The following is a 15,718-nucleotide window of genomic DNA, read 5'->3' as shown; positions in this document are numbered from 1 at the left end:
CGAAGGGCGTGACGAGGAAGAGGAAGAGCGGCTCGCGGGCGGGCCACAGGCCATGTCCTTCCAGCGGCAGGCCCCCGGCGCGCCACAGCTTCACCATGACGTCCAGCTCGCGCCAGGCCCAGCGCGCAGCACGCGGCAGGAAGATGAACTTCACCGCGAACAGCCGCCCCTCGCGCCAGGCTCGGAACACGGTGCCCTGGCCGCCGGTGCCCAGCCTCGCCTCCAGCCGGTAGCCGGCCACCTCCATGCCCACCTGGGGCAGGTGCTCCTCTGGCGAGTCGTGCTGTAGCTGCCGCATCCGCGAGTGCCTCAACACCCGCTGCCGCTCCTGCTCGTCCACGGGCCCGGCCGCCCCGGCTTCGCTCATGCGCACCACCTCCCAGGTGACGCAGCGTAACATGACTGCTCACGCCAGGTGGGCGTACGCTCCGGAGAACTCCGTCGTCGGCTCCGAGTGGTGTGGCGTCTTGACCTACATGACCTGGAGTCAACTCCGCGTGAGCTTCCGTCGTCGCCGACGACGAGTGATGCCACTCGTGCCGGGGGCTGGGGTAAAGGGACCGGCATGAACGAGAACCTGCAAATCGCCGTGGTGGGCGCCACGGGCGTGGTGGGCACCGAGGTGCTCTCCGCCCTCTTCGACCGGGGCGTCCCCGCCGAGCAGCTCACCGTGTTGGCCTCGGAGCGCTCCGAGCGCGAGGAGCTGGAGTACGGCGAGGAGACCCTGGAGGTGGAGGCGGCCACGCCCGAGGACTTCCGGGGCAAGGGCCTGGTGCTGTTCGCCACGCCGGCGGACGTGTCGCGCACGCTCGCTCCGGCGGCCCAGGCCGCGGGGGCCTGGGTGGTGGACGTCAGCCCCGCCTTCCGCGCCGATGGCAACGTCCCCCTGGTGCTCCCCGGCTTCAACTCCGAGCTGCTCGAGGCCTCCTTCAAGGGCCGCATCGTGGCCCTGCCCTCGGCGGTGACGACCGCGCTCGCCACCCTGCTCGAGCCGCTGCGCCAGGGCTTCGGCGTGGCCCAGGTGCAGGTGACGGCCCTCATGAGCGCGTCCTCCGCGGGCCAGACGGGTCTGCGCGAGCTGGAGCAGCAGACGGCGGCGCTCCTGTCCGGCCGCGAGCCCGAGGCGCACGTCTTCCCCCACCGCGTGGGCTTCAACCTGGTGCCCCAGGTGGGCCCCTTCATGGCCAACTCGCCCTGGACGGAGGAGGAGGCCGGCTGGACGCTCGAGTCCGCGCGCCTCTTCGCCTCCAAGGGCGAGGTGCCCGTGGTGGCCGGCACCGCCGTGCAGGTCCCCACCTTCCACGGCCACGGGCTGAGCCTCCAGGTGCGTCTGAAGAAGCCCGCCTCGGTGGACCAGGCGCGCGCCGCCCTCAAGGGCTCGCCCGCACTCAAGGTGCTGGATTCACCCGGGGAGAAGGTCTACCCCATGCCCAGCCTCGTCACCGCCGACCCCACCATCCACGTGGGCCGCCTGCGCTCCTTCCCCCAGTCCCCCGAGTGGCTCACCCTCTTCGCCTCCGTGGACAACGCCCACCGGGGCGCCGCCCTCAACCTCGTGGAGGCTGGTCTGCGGCTCGCCGAGCGCACCGCCTGACAATTTGGCAAGGCCCCCGGGCCGCCCCTGCCCATTTGACCGGGAGTGGGGGGGTCCCTCCCCTCGGAGGCGAGGGGAAGGGGGCCAGGTTTCCGCTGGCCTCAAGCTTGCTACCCTCCAGTCCGCCCATGCGCACCCTTCTCATCGCCGCCGTGCTGCTGTGTTCGTCCGCGGCCTTTGGCCAGACGATCCTGATCCAGAGCCCGAACGGAACGGCCACCGTGACCGTGGGCCCGTCCCAGTGTGGCGGTCAGGCCTCCTTCAAGTGGACGGTCTCCGCTACCCCCTGTTCGGGGAACCTGGAGATGTGGCTCACCACCGACACCACCTGCAAGGACAGCGCGAGCGATCAGACCGGCTCGAAGAAGGAGCTGCCGTCCCTCTCTCCCTCCACCATCACCTCCCAGAACCTGACGGGCACGCTCAGCTTCAATGTGTCGGACCTGCCCATCTTCTCCACGACGGATGGGGGGCAGGCGTGCGGCGCCCAGGGCATCGACGCCACGGTGCGGCTGTGCGCGTCGGCGAGGATCACGAAGGATTACCTCGGGATCTGCGCCACCACGGTGACGCGGGTGTCGACGCCGTTGACGATCGCCTACGACACGCTGCCGCCGGCAGCGCCCACCATCACCTCCGCGGACGGGCTGGATCAGGCCGTGGTGGCCAATGTCAGCACGCCGGACGGGGCCTCCCAGATCGAGCTCGAGGTGCAGCGGGAGGGCGCTGTGGTGAAGACCGTGACGCAGCGCGTGGGCAAGGGCTCCATCCGCGTGGAGGGGCTGGAGAACGGGGTGACGTACCAGTTGGTGGCCTTCGCTTTGGATGAGGCGGACAACAAGAGCGCCGCGTCCGAGGTCAAGGAAGCCACCCCCATCAAGACCAAGGGCTTCCTGGAGGTGTACGCGGACGCCGGAGGCGAGGAGACGGGGGGCTGCGGCGCGGCGGGCGGAGGAGTTGTGGGTGGCGCGGTGCTGGCCGTCCTGGGTTTCTGGCTGTCCTCAAGGAGAAATCGTTCATGACTCGAGCAGTGGCCCTCGGCGTCGCGGTATTGCTCACCGCGCTCCCCGGAGAGGCGCAAGAGGTGTCCGGTGTGCCCAACCAGTCGCCCCGCAGTGGCTCCGCGGAGTTCCGCATCGGTGGCTACCGGCCGAAGTTCGGCGACGAGGCGGCCCTCTCGGAAGACCCCTTCGCGAAGGTGTTCCAGGGCAACATGCTGCTCTTCGAGGGGGAGCTTCAGCGCTTCTTCTACCAGGGCATCGGCACCGCGGGCGTGAGCCTGTCGCTGGGCTACGCGGAGAAGTACGGCGCCGCGCAGCTGCCCGAGTCCGAGGGGGGAGGGCCGAGCCCGGAGCGCACGGGCTTGCACGTGTTGCCCATCCGCGTGCGCGGCGTCTACCGCTTCGACTACCCCGCGTTCCAGTGGGGCATCCCGTTGGTGCCCTATGTGAAGCCCGGCCTCGTCTACATGCCGTGGTGGATCACCAAGGGCGGGAACATCGAGAACTTCGTCGATCAGAACGGTGTGACGCGCAAGGGGAGGGGCGGCAAGCTGGGCTGGGAGGTAACGGCCGGCGTGTCCTTCCTGCTGGACATCCTGGAGCCGCGGCTGGCGCGTGACTTCGACTCGGACCTCGGGGTGAACCACAGCTATCTCTTCGCCGAGTACACCTACGCGAAAGTGAACAACTTCGGCGGCAAGGGATTCAATCTCTCGGACTCGTACTGGATGTTCGGTCTGGCGCTGGATTACTAGGCCGTACATGACACCCCATGTGCGTGCCTCCCTTCGAGCCCTGACAGCTTTGTTCCTGGTGGCCGTGGCCCTCGTGGGTCCCGGCTGCCGGATGGTGAAGCCCGAGGCGGGGGGAGATCGCACCGTGGAGGCCGGTGTTCCGGTGGGCTTCGGTTCCGAGGCCCGGGATGCACCGGTGGTGAGGTGGGACTTCGGAGACGGCTCGCCGCCCCAGCAGGGCGCGCGGGTGTCCCACGCCTTCCAGCGCGCGGGCTCCTTCCCGGTGCGCGCGCTGGCGAAGGACAAGGACGAGGTACTGGCCAGCGCCACGGTGACGGTGGTGCCCCGGCCGGTGCTGCGCGCCCTCCCCGCCGACACGGAGGTGGCCCTCTTCTTCCCCCAGCTGCGCGGCAACGTGGAGCCGCTGGTGGCCTTCGTGTCGCGGCTGCTGGGCGAGGCGCAGGCACGCCAGACGTTGGAGGAGGCCCCGCTGCTGTCGCTGGTGCTCGGCGAGCTGCGCGGACAGCCCCGCGTGGTGGACCCCGAGGAGGGCATGGGCTTCTTCTCCCTGCCCGGCTTCGAGGGCACCGTGGCGCTGCTGGGCGTGATGGATCCCCAGGCCGCCGTGGACGCGGTGGTGAAGGAGCTGGAGTCCGGTGGCGCCACCGTGGCGCGGCGCGAGCCCGATGGCACCGTCCACCTCCGGCGTGAGAATGGGGCGCCGATGCTGCTCTTCCTGGACCGTGGCTACCTCTACTTGGTGGTGCCGGACATCGTGGAGTCGGACGGCGTCCGGGAGGTGCGTGGCCAGGTGGTGAAGGTGCTGGCCCAGGCGGGCGGGACGGAGCCGGCGGGTGAGGCGGCCCTGGAGGCGGTTCGCGCTCGCATCGCGGGCATGAGCGGCACCGGCCTGTCCGAGCTGCCGCTGCTCACCGAGCTGCGCTCGAAGGTGGGCGCGGGCAACCTGCACCTCTTCGCTCGTCCCGAGGGCGACGACGCTTCGTCCGGCATCCACGGCATCTGGGCGGCGCTGAAGGCGGAGGAGCGCCGGTTGGACCTGGAGGGCTGGGTGGCCTCGGACAAGTCGCTCTTCGAGGGCAGGAGCGCACCCGGCTCGGAGCTGCTGGGCAAGGCGCCCCTGGGTCCCATCGCCTCGCTCATGGTCTCCATGCCGCCGGAGGAGCTGGCCAAGCTCGTCTTCGGAGCGCCCGGCTCGGCGCGCCGCGAGCGCACGCAGCATCGTCTGCAAGAGGAGGGGCTCGACGCGGCCGGCGTGGAGCAACTGCTGGGCGCGCTGCGGGGAGACCTGACGCTGCTGGCCTACTTCGACGCGGCGGCCTTCTACCGCAACTTCGTGAAGGGCAGCCGCCGGCCGGAGCCGCGCGGCGCATTGCTCTTCCAGGCGGGCCTCGTGCGCTCCGAGCCGGTGCTGGAGTGGCTCACCGCCCGGCTCAAGGCTCGCGGTCAGCCCTTCGAGGTGGTGAAGGGCCCGGACGCCACGCGCCTGCGCACTCGGGCGATGGAGCAGCCGGTGGAGTTCACCGTCACGGCGGATCGGCTGATGATGCACGGAGGCGAGTCGTTGGAGGCTCGGCCCAAGGGGGATGTGGGCGCGGAGCTGCGCGAGCGCTTTGGTGCTCAGGCCTTCGAGCAGGGCCACTTCTCCGCCATGGTGGACATGGGCCGCCTGCGCTCCGAGCTGGACGCTCCCCAGGAGGTGCCCGGCGTGCCATCGCAGCAGCTCCCCGTGGCCCGCTCCCTGGTCGACACGCTGTTGGATCAGCTCCCGCCCGTCGAGCTCGTCTTCGCCGACTTCGCTCCCGAGCAGGGGGGCGGGCGTTTCCGGGCGCGCACCGTGCTCCGCTCGCGTTAAAGAAGACTCCGTGCCCGACACCATCACCGTCCTGTATTTCGCCGCGGCGCGCGAGCGCGCGGGACTCTCGCGCGAGTCGCTGGAGTTGCCCGCGGGTGCTCGCGTGGCGGATGTGCTGCGCGTGCTGGCCACGCGTCACCCCGCGCTCGAGCCCCTCCTGCCGCACCTGAGGGTGGCGGTGAACCAGGAGTTCTCCGGCGCGGAGGCAGAGGTGCCCGCCGGTGCGGAGCTGGCCCTCATTCCGCCGGTGGCCGGAGGCAGCGGTGGGTTGTTCCGCGTGGTGGAGCGGCCGCTGCGGTTGGAGGAGGTGGTGGAGGCGGTGGCGGGCGAGGCCTATGGAGGGCTCGTCACCTTCTCCGGCTCGGTGCGCAACCAGACGCGGGGCCGGCGAGTGGTGCGGTTGGAGTACGAGGCCTATCCGCCCATGGCGGAGAAGAAGCTGGCGGAGATAGGAGCCGAGGTGGCCGAGCGCTTCGGCGGGACGCGGCTGGCCATCGTGCACCGGGTGGGGACACTGCAGCCGGGCGAGCTGGCCGTGGTCATCGCCGCCGCCGCGCCGCACCGCAAGGAGGCGTTCCTCGCGTGCGAGCACGCCATCGAGCGGCTCAAGCAGGACGTCCCCATCTGGAAGAAGGAGTTCTTCGAGGACGGTCAGGTGTGGGTGGGTCTGGGGCCCTGAGCCCGGGCCTCAGTGCACGCCGAGGTTGGCGGGCAATACCTTCGTGCCCCCGTCGGACGGCGCGGCGTTCTCGGTGATGGGGTGCGCGGGCTTGTCCACCCCGAGCCGCTTGCGCTCGGCCTGCTCGCGCTCCTTCGCGGCGGCGATGGCGCGGGCGTTGGACTCGGCCATCCGCTCGGACGTGGGCCCCGCGATGAGGAAGCCCACCGGCAGGCTGAGGAAGAGCGCGGAGACCACCACCAGCCAGCCGAAGTCGCGCAGCCCCAGGCCCGACGTGCGCTTGCCCGCGACGGAGGGCGCCAGTTGCAGGGCGAGCTCTCCCTCGCGAATGCGCAGCGTGTCGTCCTGCGTGAGCTCGAGCCAGGCGCGCTCCCCGGTCCGCTGCAGCTCCGAGTCGGGCACCGGGCGGAAGGCATCCCCGCGCCGGCTGCGCTCGACGCGCGCCGCTGGAGGGATGAAGACGCGGTAGCCGTGCTCGGTGCGCTCGGCGAGCAGGAAGGGCTCCTCCGGCAGGGTGAAGCCGTAGAGGGGGAAGGACACCGTCTCGTCCGGTGCCGCGAGCACGCGCGTCTGCTCGGGCCCGAAGCCACGGGCCTCGTTGAGGGTGGTGCCCCAGTAGAGCTCACAGAACAAGCCGTCGTTCTTCGCCTCGGTCCTCATGGCGCGCGGGAGCATAGGGCGTTCCCTCCCCCTTGGCGCCTTCTTCTGGCGCGGATGCGTCGTCCCGGATGCACTCGCCGGCTGCTCGGGTGCCCGGCGTCTGGACGGGCGTGGGCGCTCACTCGCCGGGCCTGTCCGTCGTCAGGAGCTGTCCGCCATCCGGTGGGCTCGTGGCTTCGGTGGAGGCCGCCGGGTGTTTCGTGATGCCCGCGTCGGGCGTGGCGGCCACGGGCGTGACGAGGGGGCCGCCATCGGGCAGGCCGCCATCGGGCAGGGCAGGGGAAGGGGAGGCACCCATTCCGCCCCGCTCCCAGAGCGAGAGGGGGTTGTCTCCGGGCTCACGCGAGTCCTGGGCCGAGGTGTCGGCGCGGCCCAGGTGCTGGCGCAGGTCCGCGAGCGCCACGGTCAGCACCACCGCCAGCAGCGCGAGGAAGCCCACCGCGTGCACCAGCGTCTCCACTCGAGTCGGCACCTTGCGGCCGCTCACCGACTCGAAGAGGACGAAGAGCATCCGTCCCCCATCCAGCGAAGGCAGCGGCAGCAGGTGGAAGAAGGCGAGCGCCACCGAGAGGCTCACCAGCACGCGCAGGAAGGCTCCCAGGCCACTGCCCGCCGCGCCCGAGGACTGCTTCACCACTCCCACCGGGTTGTTCAGGACGACGCCCTGTTTCCCCTGGAGCATGCGGCCGAGCATCTTCGTGCCCTCGATCACCAGGTTCCCCGAGTGCGCCAGCGCCTGCAGCAGCGCCTGGCCCGGGCCGTGGGTGCGGTACACGTACTGCTGGCTCACGCCGATGCGGCCCGCGCCCCGCTCGTCCGGACGGGGGCGCACCGTCACCTCGCGGGGCTCTCCTTCGCGCTCGACGCCCAGCTTCAGCTCGCGGCCCGGACGCTGGGCGACGAGCTCCACGAACTCGGCCCAGCTCGCCAGCGGCGTGCCGTCCACGCTGACGATCCGATCCCCGGGCAGGAGCTGGGCTCGTGCCGCCTCGGAGCCGGGAGTGATGGTGCCCACGGTGAGCGGCACCACCACGTGCGTGCCCGAGGTGTAGAGCGCGACGAGGATGCCCAGCGCGAACAGCCCGTTGGCCAGCGGCCCCGCCATCAGCACGAGCATCCGCTTCCACGGGCGCTGCGCCGAGAAGCTCGTCGGGTCCGCGGGGTCCAACCCCGGCTCATGGGGGTTCATCCCGTGGATGCGGGCCGAGCCCCCCAGTGGCACGGCCCCGAGCACGTAGTCCGTTCCCCCGAGCCGCCAGGTGAAGACGGCCGGCCCGAAGCCGAGCGTGTAGCGGGTGACTCGCACGCCCAGCAGGCGGGCGGCCACGAGGTGCCCCAGCTCGTGCAGCGCCACGAGCAGTCCGAGAGCGAGAAGGAGGGGGAGGTAGTACATCCGGGTGCGTTCGCCTCAGAGCTTCCGCCGCTGCCCGGTCCGCTTGTAGGTCAGGTAGTCGGCGAGGATGGTGCCGTGGTCGAAACACAGCTCGCGGGGCAGGGCATCCACCGGGAAGGCCCGCGCCTCGGCGGCGTCGTCCGAGCCCACCGGCTCGCCCGTCGCCCGGCCGATGTAGACGGTGGAGAGGGTGTGCTTGCGCGGGTCGCGGCTCGGGTCCGAGTAGGTGAAGAACTGCTCCTCCAACTCCACGTCCAGGCCCGTCTCCTCCTTCGCCTCGCGCCGGGCGGCCAGGTCCAGCCGCTCGCCCTCGTCCACGAAGCCTCCGGGCAGAGCCCAGCCCAGGGGAGGGTTCTTGCGGCGGATGAGCACGACGCGCTCCCCTGGCAGCTCGATGATGCAGTCCACGGTGGGGATGGGGTTCTTGTACGGAGCCATGGGAGGGCCAGTCTAACCGCTGGCCCCGCCGTTGCCTCCTGCGGAGACGCTCCGGCTGCGCTAGCCTGCGCCCCGTGGACGCTCTCCGACTGTTCCGCCCGCTCCTGCTGTCCGTCCTGGCCCTCTCGCTCGGCGTGGGCTGCACCCGCGCCTACATCCAGAACGAGGGCCCCTACGAGTTCAAGGTCGTGGAGGTGCTGCGCGACGACTGCGGCCTGCTGCCCTCGCCCGCGAATCTCTGGCCCGGAGAGCTCTACATCTCCGGAGAGGTGGTCCGCATGCGCTACGGGCTGATGGACGCACTGCTCGTGGGACGCTTCCTCGATGGGAGCTCGGAAGACGACGACGCCTTCTCGATGGATGGCAGCGTGCCCAACGCTTCGCTCACCGCGAAGGACGGCACCGAGTGCATCGTGGACCAGGTGTCGATGCATCTGGATGCCATCACACAATGCGCCACGGAGTTCGATGGCGTGCTGAGCGTGCGTTACGAGCCGCGATTCCAGCAGGCCTCGTGCGCCTGCCAGTTGTGGGTCCGGTACCAAGCCGTCCAGGACAACGCCCCTTGTGCCTCCGGGCTTTGAGGGGGGCTCGCGAGGCTCCTGGGAGGAGTAGGCCTCGGTGGTTGAGGGGCGTGGCCTCGTCGTGGACGGCGTGAGCCCGAGCCCCCTGTCACGTCTGTCGTCACGCTCTTGGGGAGAGGCGGGGGAGGTTCAGACTTCCTCGTCAGGCAGAAGCGTGAGCAGCAACTCGTCGTCGGGACCGAGCGGACGCCAGCCGGACGGCGGGGGGGTGGCGAGGAGCGCATCGCCGGCCTTCCTGACCCGCTCTTCATGAGTTTCAGGGGTGTAGGCAGACCAAAGGCCGAGCGCCTCGGCGACAGCGAAACGGGCTTCGTCGTCCATCACGGCCGGCCAGCCGTCTGGGAGTGCTTCGGTCAGTTCGCGCACGAGCTGCCCGCGCACCAAGCGCGTGACCTCGCCGCTTCGCTCTGCCTCGGCAACCAACCCGCTGAACACCTGCACCGCCGCGAGGTCATCGGGGCCAAGCTCGTCCGCCAGTTCCACGAGCGATGCGGTGGGACGCGCCTCGGCGAAGGCAGTGAGCGAGTCGTAGCCGTGCTCGCGCACTCGCTCATAAAGGCGCGTCTTGATGTTGCCCTGCCAGGCACGTCCGTCGCTCATGGCCCTCTCCACGGGACGAAATTCATCGGGATCCTGTAGCGCTTCATGTTTTTTGCGACAATTCGCAGGATCGCATTGCGCGTCAACATACGGCCAGCCCTGGTTTCGGCATCATACAGCGCCTTCATTACCATCCGATTCCATTCGCCCGGCCATGTGCGACCCAGCTTCCAGTTGCCACCGCCGTGGATGGCTTGGTGATGTGCCTCCTCCAACTCGACGCAAAACTCGTTAATGTCCATCTCGCCCGTGAAGCCGCGCCTCTCGAACCACTCGCGGAACTCTTCGGGCATGACGTGGTGCCGGGGCGGCCTGGCCATGCCCGCCCCCGTCTTACCCGTCACGCGCATGGTCCGCACCTCGGGCCCGTCCCCGAGCGCCTCGCGCACGCCTTGTGGCAGCTCGCCATGCGCCTGCGTCAGCATCACCCCGCCCGCGTGAATCCGCACGGCGGTGCAGACGGCGGGCAGGGAGAGGACGCCCGCGCGCACCAACTGCCGCATCATCTCCACCCACTCGGTGGAGACGACAAGGCGCGTGCCCATCATCACTCCGCCGCCACCCACCGTCAGGCCCGTGCCGAGCAGAGCTGGGGCTGACAGTGCCTCGGACGCCAGCAGGGGCGCTTCCAGTGCCAGGGGAAGCGACAGGAGGATGTCTCTGAGCACCAGCACCTTCCCGGTGAGCTCCACCCCCTTGCGCACGTTGGTAACTGTGGCGGCGAGCGTGTCCGAGAGGTGGCCCACCAGGGAGGGGGCGTCTTGCGCCGCGGCCTCCACCTGGTCCGGCTCCAGCGAGGAGAGTGCCCGCATTGGGGGATCGAGCATCCCCTGCCAGTCCAACAGGTCGCGGTGCATTCTCTCCACGCTGTAGAGGGATTGGTCGAGCAGGGCGTCCACGAGGTGCAGGCAGTCGAGCCAGGCGGCGAGCAGGAGCGAGCCGAGCATGGCAGTTTCCAGCCGGGGGCCCGCCATGCTCAGCAGGGCGAGTTGCATGTCCGGGTCGTCCACCTCCGAGGCGGCGTCGGCAAGGCGCGTGGCGGCAGCGAGCTGGGCGTCCATCCACCGTACCTGCTCGGTGCCGAAGTCGATGAAGCGCACGAAGAGGCCGGCATGTTTGCCCGAGAGTCCTCTCCCACTGGCCTTGAGCCGAGCGAGCTCGGCGGAGATGCGGTGGGTGGCGCCGGACACCTCGCGCAGGGCCCCGTGAAGCGCCAGTTGCGCCGCGAGGGTCCCCTGCCTCGCCTCCCTTTCCGCGCTGTCCGGGCCCACCGCCGTCACCTCTACGCGGGAGGCCCGGCGCCGGTGCAGCCGCTCAGGTGCAGTGGACACGGAAGGTGAGGGCAGTGTGGAGCCGGGAGCACGCGGCGAGGCGCCGTCTTGTCCCTGGACTGAGGTGGGGCCCGCGGTCTCGCGCGGTGCGTAGCGCAGGCTCGTCCTCTCGGCGGGAGGTGGCGTCAGCGAGGCACAGCCGGTGGACAGCAGCGCCAGGGCGAGCAGTGGGCCCGTCCACAAGGCCCGGGGCGAGTCAGCGCGCATTGTCCACCCCCAGGCCCACGGAGGCGAAGGCCCCCGGCCGCAGCGTGTCCACCCCTTCCGGAAACAGCAGCGTGCCGCCCGTGCCCAGCGCATATGTGCGCCCGCCGAAGAGGCGCCAGCGCACCTCGGCGCCGCCCATGTAGCGTGCCCCGGGTTGACCAGACGGCGCACGGCGTCCAGCCCCAACCCCACCAGCCCACACAGCCGCAGGGCCCACTCTACCGAGGCCACCGAGTACAACCGCCGCCATGTCACCTCCCAGGGGCCACCGTGCGGATGTCGCATTCCGCGAGTTGCGGAGCCGACTCCTGGTTTCGAATAGAAGGGAGAAGACGATGGAGGAGTCCATGGCGCTACCCGGTTTGGAGCGGTTGATGGAAGTATGCCAGCGATTGAATCTGGGGCTGGAAACCTCGCCGCCCGCACGCGAACCATTGAAGGCCGGGAGCCTGTTGGAGGGTGTTCCTCTCGACCCGGTCCTGGCGAGCGTCTATGCTCGCCTGGGGCACGCAGCTTTCGCTACGGAGGTGATGTGTTGGGTGCTCACCCGCTCCGATGATCAGGTTCATAGGCTGGAGGAAAAGGCCAAGTGGTGGCGGGAGAATTACTGGGAGCAACTGGGGGAGTCCGTGATTGTTTTTGGTGGTGAGATGGCAATGGCCTGTGCCTATGCAACTGTGCCCGGTCTCGCGGATGGGTGGGGAAGGCAGCCCGTGGTGTATGTGGATACCTATGAGTACGAGCCCAAAGTCATGCCGATAGCATCGAACGTGGACCGGTTCTTCGATAGCTACGCGCGCTATCTGGAAGCCCTGGTCGCGGAGCCGCGCTACCAGGAGTCGGGAAGAACGGACCTTCTGTTTCCCTGGCACGTAACCGAAATCCTCGCACGGGACGAGCGGTTGGTGGAGTTGATGCGCGCGGGGCGTTTTGATTCGTTGATGAAGAACGTGGACGACGAGACGCGGCGCTGGGCTGCCAGGGTGATGGGCTCCCAGGTGTGAGGGGTGCTCCCGGCGTAACGGGCATCGCCCCTCAGCGCTCCAGGTGTGAAATGCCCGCCTCGAGCAGTGCGGCCACGCCTCTCCGGGCCACGTGCACCACCTTGTGACGGTGTGGCGTGCCAGGCTGTGTGTAATGGCTGCTCACCTTGTGGTGCAGCTCCGTGGCGCCCCAGACGAGCACCAGGTCTCCCCACTCCAGGTCGCTCTGCGCCTTGCCCGCCGTGCGCCGCTCGGTGCCGTCCACCATGCGCAGCTCGATGCGGCCGCCCAGCTTGTTCTCCAACTCCTCGCGCACCGCGGGCGAGCCTCCCACCACCACCACCCGGCGCACCCCCCGCCTCTGGCACGTCTCCAGGAAGGCCACCTCCGCGCGCCGGTTGTTCGAGCCCCCGCAGTGCTCGCAGTGGCTTCTCGGCTCCACCAGCAGCGCCTCCTTCCCGCTCGCCCTCGCCACCTGCTGGCACTCGGACGCGGCGCATACCCGGTAGAAGCGCTCGGCCAGCACCTGCTCGGCCCGTGGCAGCTTCGCCTCGCTGATGCGCACCTTGCGCGAGCTGGTGAGCCCCACCTCCTCCAGCGCGGCGCGGGCTCGGGCACGTGAGTCGGGCAGGGTGATGCCCCGCTCGGCGAACCAACCGTCGATGTCCTTGTCCGCGCTCACCGTTGCCCGCTCCCCGTGAAGAGCTCGCCTTGGACGGGCCCGGATGGTGCCGGCCCGGTGGCCCCGAGGGCCTCCCGCACCGGCGCGAAACTGCGGCGATGGATGGGCAGCACGCCCTTCTCCCGGATGGCCTGCACGTGCGAGGCCGTGGGGTAGCCCTTGTGCTCGGCGAGGCCGTAGCCCGGATACTGTGCGTCCAACTCCCGCATCAGCCTGTCCCTCGTCGTCTTCGCCAGCACCGACGCCGCGGCGATGCTCAGCGAGAGCGCGTCTCCCTTGATGATGCCGCGCTGGGGCAGCGTGCACTCGGGAATCGTGAAGGCATCCAGCAGCACGTAGTCCGGTTGGATGCCCAGCGCCTGCACCGCTCGGTGCATGGCCAGCAGGCTCGCCCGGCGGATGTTGAGCCGATCGATTTCTTCCGCGTCTGCCTGGCCCACCGCCCACGCCACCGCCCCGAGTTTGATGGCCTCGGCCAGCTCGTCGCGGCGCTCCTCGTCGGCGATCTTCTTCGAGTCGTCCAGCCCCTCGAGCTTCCACCCCTTGGGCAGGATGGCCGCCGCCGCCACCACCGGGCCGGCGAGCGGGCCCCTGCCTGCCTCGTCCACCCCGGCGATATGGGTATGGCCCTGCTCCCACAGCTCGGTCTCGAAGCGCAGCAGGTGGCGCAGGCGCTGGCCCTCGGCGCGGTTCTTTCCCTGGCGGCCACGGATCCGGCGCGCGAGCGTCTTCGCTCCCCGGCGTGGATCCGCCTCCAGCGCCTCCAGGAGTCCCGCCGGGACGGGGCGGGTCTGGGTGACGAAGCGCTCGGTCAGCTCCGTCAGGGAACACAGGAGGAGGTCTTCCACACTCGACATGACGTCCTCAACCTAGCGAGTCGGGGCGCGCCCGACAAACGTCGATTCAGGAATCAGCCGCTCGGAGGGGGGCTACGGATGCAACTGGAGCTTCACTTCGTCCGGCTCGGGGTGGCAATGGCACCCGTCGCACGTCCAGGTCACCTCGGAGGGGGCGCTCACCTTGGAGCCGGCGGTGGCCGTCAACCGGACCGTGCCCTCTCCAATGTCCTCGTTCACCGCCGTGGTGACGCCGCGCTCCCCCGTGATGCTGGTGATGGTGTGTCCCGTCCCCACGTTGGTGGCCGTGACGGTGGCGTCGCGAACGGCGGTGCCCGCAGCGTCCACCACCTCCACCCGCAGCGTGACGAGGTAGGCGCAGGAGTCCTCCTGTTGGTGCACTCGCAGGCCCCCATCACAGGCGGCGAGCGGCGCGAGACCCAGGAGGAGCAGCAGATGGCGTGCCCGGAGCATGGGGAGGGATTGCGCACGGCCGTGCCGCGCGGCAACGCCGGATGTCAGGTGGTGGGCGGAAGGCGGGCCTGGGCGAAGCGCGAGGCGTCCGTATCCGGGTACCGGTCGACGATGTAACGGTAGACGTCCAGGGCCCGCGCCGCTTCCTGCATGCGCTCGCCGAGCACCCGGGCCAGGAGCACGAGGGCCTTCGGCGCGAGGGGATCATCCGGGGCCACGTCCGCGGCGGACTCCAGCGCGCGCACGGCCAGCGCATAGTCACCCTGGGCGGCCGCGGCCTGTCCGACGAAGAGGTGCACGGCCGGGCCGATGGCGGATTTCGGTAGGAAGCCCAGCTCGGAGTAGAGCGCGAGCGCCTGGGGGATGTCGCGGGCCTGCACCGCCGCGGAGAGCGCCTGCACCCGGGCCTCGGGCGTGGGGGCGTTCGCGGCGGCCGCGTCCTCCATGGCCGGCTCCCGGGCCTGGGGGTCCACGCGCAGCGAGGTGCTCGGCGCCGCGTCCGGCAGCACGGGGGTGAAGTACTCGCCCGGGGCTCCGTAGCCGAGGGCATCTCCCCGCGTGTAGAGGAGCAGCCCGAGCACGCGCGCCATCACGAAGAACACCAGACACTCGAGCACCTGGGCGAGCCAGCGCGACACGACGACGTCGAAGGCCACCTCGCGCAGGCTGGAGCTGACGAGGTGGACGACGGAGTAGACGAGGCCCAGGGTGAGCAGGGCGCCCAGGGCCAGCGCGTAGTCCTTGCCCATGCGCCGCATGCCGTGCACGGCCTTCAACGGGTTGAAGATGTCGAGCAGGCTGTTGCTCGTCACCGCCATCATCAGGGCCATGGGCAGGTAGGCGAGGCTGGCGAGCCCCAGCAGCCACGCGAGGGGATCTCCCAGGAGCGTCTCTCCCGGAATCGAGTGGAACCTGCCGGTCATGTAGAACATGGGATCATTCAGCAGGCGATCCATGTACTGGAGCACGTCCCAGCCGCCGGCGAGCACGAGGTAGAGCAGCAGGGTCATCCACACCACGCTGGTGGCCAGCAGGCCTCGCAGGGCCGGGGCGAGCCAGTCCTCGAAGATGTCGCCGTAGTCCGGCATGGGCACCTCGGTCTCGCCGCGCACACTGGAGCGCATGATGGCGAAGAAGCTGCCCCAGAAGATGCCGGCGCCGATCGCCGCGGGAACCAGCCGCGCCGCGATGAAGGTGACCCGCGTCATGAAGCCGACGAAGGCCAGCATCGCCCCGAGTCCCGCCGCCACCATCAGGCCATGGCGGGTGAAGGGGTAGCGCCACACCTGGCCCAGCCGGTCGGCGTAGGAGGCCTGCTCGGAGCGGTGGACGATGAGGGTCTCGGCCCGGCCACCACACAGGCGGCAGACGAGCAGATCCACCGTGTGCATCCGCCGCGCCTCTACGCACTCCGGACAGAGCGAGGCCCCACAGCCATCACAGCGCCAGCCCGCGGCGGCGGCGGGGTGGCGTTTGCATCGGGCGAGCGGTCTCGGTGGCATGCGGCTCCTCTGGCGCGGGAGCCTAGCTGGTCGGTTGGCGGGGGTGTACCGGGTGGAGGGGCGCGGAGCGGGTGGAGGGGAGGGCTCCTTCGTCTAGAATTCGCATCGGAATGCATGCGCACACTCCGGGCGAAGAGCCATCAGAAC

At 70.1% G+C, this 15,718-nt stretch carries 16 protein-coding genes and 2 pseudogenes; 7 read left to right on the top strand and 11 right to left on the bottom strand.

All coding sequences use genetic code 11. The features are described 5' to 3' along the window. Window positions 1–367: pseudogene (locus DAT35_RS44835) on the bottom strand (hypothetical protein); the annotation flags it as partial. A 198-nt stretch (window positions 368–565) separates the two neighbouring features. On the opposite strand from DAT35_RS44835, the gene DAT35_RS44830 reads away from it, so the two are divergent. The 5 genes from DAT35_RS44830 (at window position 566) to DAT35_RS62225 (ending at window position 5,881) form a co-directional block, all read left to right on the top strand. Beyond that, complete coding sequence (locus DAT35_RS44830; RefSeq protein WP_108075461.1) at window positions 566–1,594, top strand: aspartate-semialdehyde dehydrogenase; 1,029 nt, start codon at window positions 566–568, stop codon at window positions 1,592–1,594. Between the two features lie 128 nt (window positions 1,595–1,722). Continuing rightward, window positions 1,723–2,616, top strand: coding sequence for an MXAN_2561 family MXYO-CTERM-anchored protein (locus DAT35_RS44825; protein WP_108075460.1), 894 nt, complete (start codon window positions 1,723–1,725; stop codon window positions 2,614–2,616). Next, the gene (locus tag DAT35_RS44820) at window positions 2,613–3,350 is read left to right on the top strand and encodes an MXAN_2562 family outer membrane beta-barrel protein (RefSeq protein ID WP_108075459.1); all 738 of its coding nucleotides are present in this window, start codon (window positions 2,613–2,615) and stop codon (window positions 3,348–3,350) included. Before DAT35_RS44825 ends, DAT35_RS44820 begins: the two co-directional genes overlap by 4 nt. 7 nt (window positions 3,351–3,357) lie before the next feature. Further along, window positions 3,358–5,202, top strand: coding sequence for a PKD domain-containing protein (locus tag DAT35_RS44815; protein ID WP_108075458.1), 1,845 nt, complete (start codon window positions 3,358–3,360; stop codon window positions 5,200–5,202). 10 nt (window positions 5,203–5,212) lie between these two features. Then, window positions 5,213–5,881 carry a molybdenum cofactor biosynthesis protein MoaE gene (locus tag DAT35_RS62225; protein WP_108075457.1) on the top strand — a complete coding sequence of 223 codons (669 nt, stop codon included), beginning with the start codon at window positions 5,213–5,215 and terminating at the stop codon, window positions 5,879–5,881. A gap of 9 nt (window positions 5,882–5,890) precedes the next feature. Here DAT35_RS62225 and DAT35_RS44805 read toward each other — a convergent pair whose 3' ends face one another. From DAT35_RS44805 to DAT35_RS44795, 3 genes are all read right to left on the bottom strand, one after another. Further along, the gene (locus tag DAT35_RS44805) at window positions 5,891–6,556 is read right to left on the bottom strand and encodes a hypothetical protein (RefSeq protein ID WP_199243189.1); all 666 of its coding nucleotides are present in this window, start codon (window positions 6,554–6,556) and stop codon (window positions 5,891–5,893) included. Between the two features lie 103 nt (window positions 6,557–6,659). After that, window positions 6,660–7,934, bottom strand: coding sequence for an RIP metalloprotease (locus DAT35_RS44800; RefSeq protein ID WP_108075456.1), 1,275 nt, complete (start codon window positions 7,932–7,934; stop codon window positions 6,660–6,662). Between the two features lie 15 nt (window positions 7,935–7,949). Beyond that, window positions 7,950–8,372: an NUDIX hydrolase gene (locus DAT35_RS44795; protein WP_108075455.1), complete on the bottom strand. Its 423-nt coding sequence runs from the start codon at window positions 8,370–8,372 to the stop codon at window positions 7,950–7,952. Window positions 8,373–8,446: 74 nt separating this feature from the next. On the opposite strand from DAT35_RS44795, the gene DAT35_RS44790 reads away from it, so the two are divergent. After that, complete coding sequence (locus tag DAT35_RS44790; protein WP_233262079.1) at window positions 8,447–8,956, top strand: hypothetical protein; 510 nt, start codon at window positions 8,447–8,449, stop codon at window positions 8,954–8,956. Between the two features lie 129 nt (window positions 8,957–9,085). Here the strand turns inward: DAT35_RS44790 and DAT35_RS44785 are convergent, their stop codons facing one another. From DAT35_RS44785 to DAT35_RS60210, 3 genes and pseudogenes are all read right to left on the bottom strand, one after another. Next, a complete protein-coding gene (locus DAT35_RS44785) occupies window positions 9,086–9,556 on the bottom strand; it encodes an NUDIX hydrolase (RefSeq protein ID WP_108075453.1) in 471 nt (156 codons plus the stop codon). Beyond that, entirely contained in the window at window positions 9,553–11,094 is a 1,542-nt protein-coding gene (locus DAT35_RS44780) for a DUF2380 domain-containing protein (protein ID WP_108075452.1), read from the bottom strand. Before DAT35_RS44780 ends, DAT35_RS44785 begins: the two co-directional genes overlap by 4 nt. Beyond that, a pseudogene (locus DAT35_RS60210) lies at window positions 11,084–11,284 on the bottom strand (hypothetical protein); the annotation flags it as partial. The pseudogene DAT35_RS60210 and the gene DAT35_RS44780, both read right to left, overlap by 11 nt. A gap of 145 nt (window positions 11,285–11,429) precedes the next feature. Here DAT35_RS60210 and DAT35_RS44770 point away from each other — a divergent pair. Then, a complete protein-coding gene (locus DAT35_RS44770) occupies window positions 11,430–12,098 on the top strand; it encodes a hypothetical protein (RefSeq protein ID WP_108075450.1) in 669 nt (222 codons plus the stop codon). A gap of 31 nt (window positions 12,099–12,129) precedes the next feature. Here DAT35_RS44770 and DAT35_RS44765 read toward each other — a convergent pair whose 3' ends face one another. The 4 genes from DAT35_RS44765 to DAT35_RS44750 form a co-directional block, all read right to left on the bottom strand. Then, complete coding sequence (locus tag DAT35_RS44765) at window positions 12,130–12,759, bottom strand: hypothetical protein (RefSeq protein WP_108075449.1); 630 nt, start codon at window positions 12,757–12,759, stop codon at window positions 12,130–12,132. Beyond that, a complete protein-coding gene (locus DAT35_RS44760; protein ID WP_108075448.1) occupies window positions 12,756–13,616 on the bottom strand; it encodes a ribonuclease HII in 861 nt (286 codons plus the stop codon). The genes DAT35_RS44765 and DAT35_RS44760 overlap by 4 nt, the downstream gene beginning before the upstream one ends. Window positions 13,617–13,688: 72 nt before the next feature. Further along, window positions 13,689–14,069, bottom strand: a complete 381-nt coding sequence (locus tag DAT35_RS44755) for a carboxypeptidase-like regulatory domain-containing protein (protein WP_233262078.1) — start codon at window positions 14,067–14,069, stop codon at window positions 13,689–13,691. A gap of 44 nt (window positions 14,070–14,113) precedes the next feature. Next, window positions 14,114–15,571 carry a DUF4013 domain-containing protein gene (locus tag DAT35_RS44750; RefSeq protein WP_108075447.1) on the bottom strand — a complete coding sequence of 486 codons (1,458 nt, stop codon included), beginning with the start codon at window positions 15,569–15,571 and terminating at the stop codon, window positions 14,114–14,116. Window positions 15,572–15,718: the final 147 nt, after the last annotated feature.

It is taken from the genome of Vitiosangium sp. GDMCC 1.1324, assembly GCF_003044305.1.
In the GTDB taxonomy this organism is placed as follows: Bacteria; Myxococcota; Myxococcia; order Myxococcales; family Myxococcaceae; genus Archangium.
This window is presented reverse-complemented; position numbering and strand designations above follow the sequence as displayed.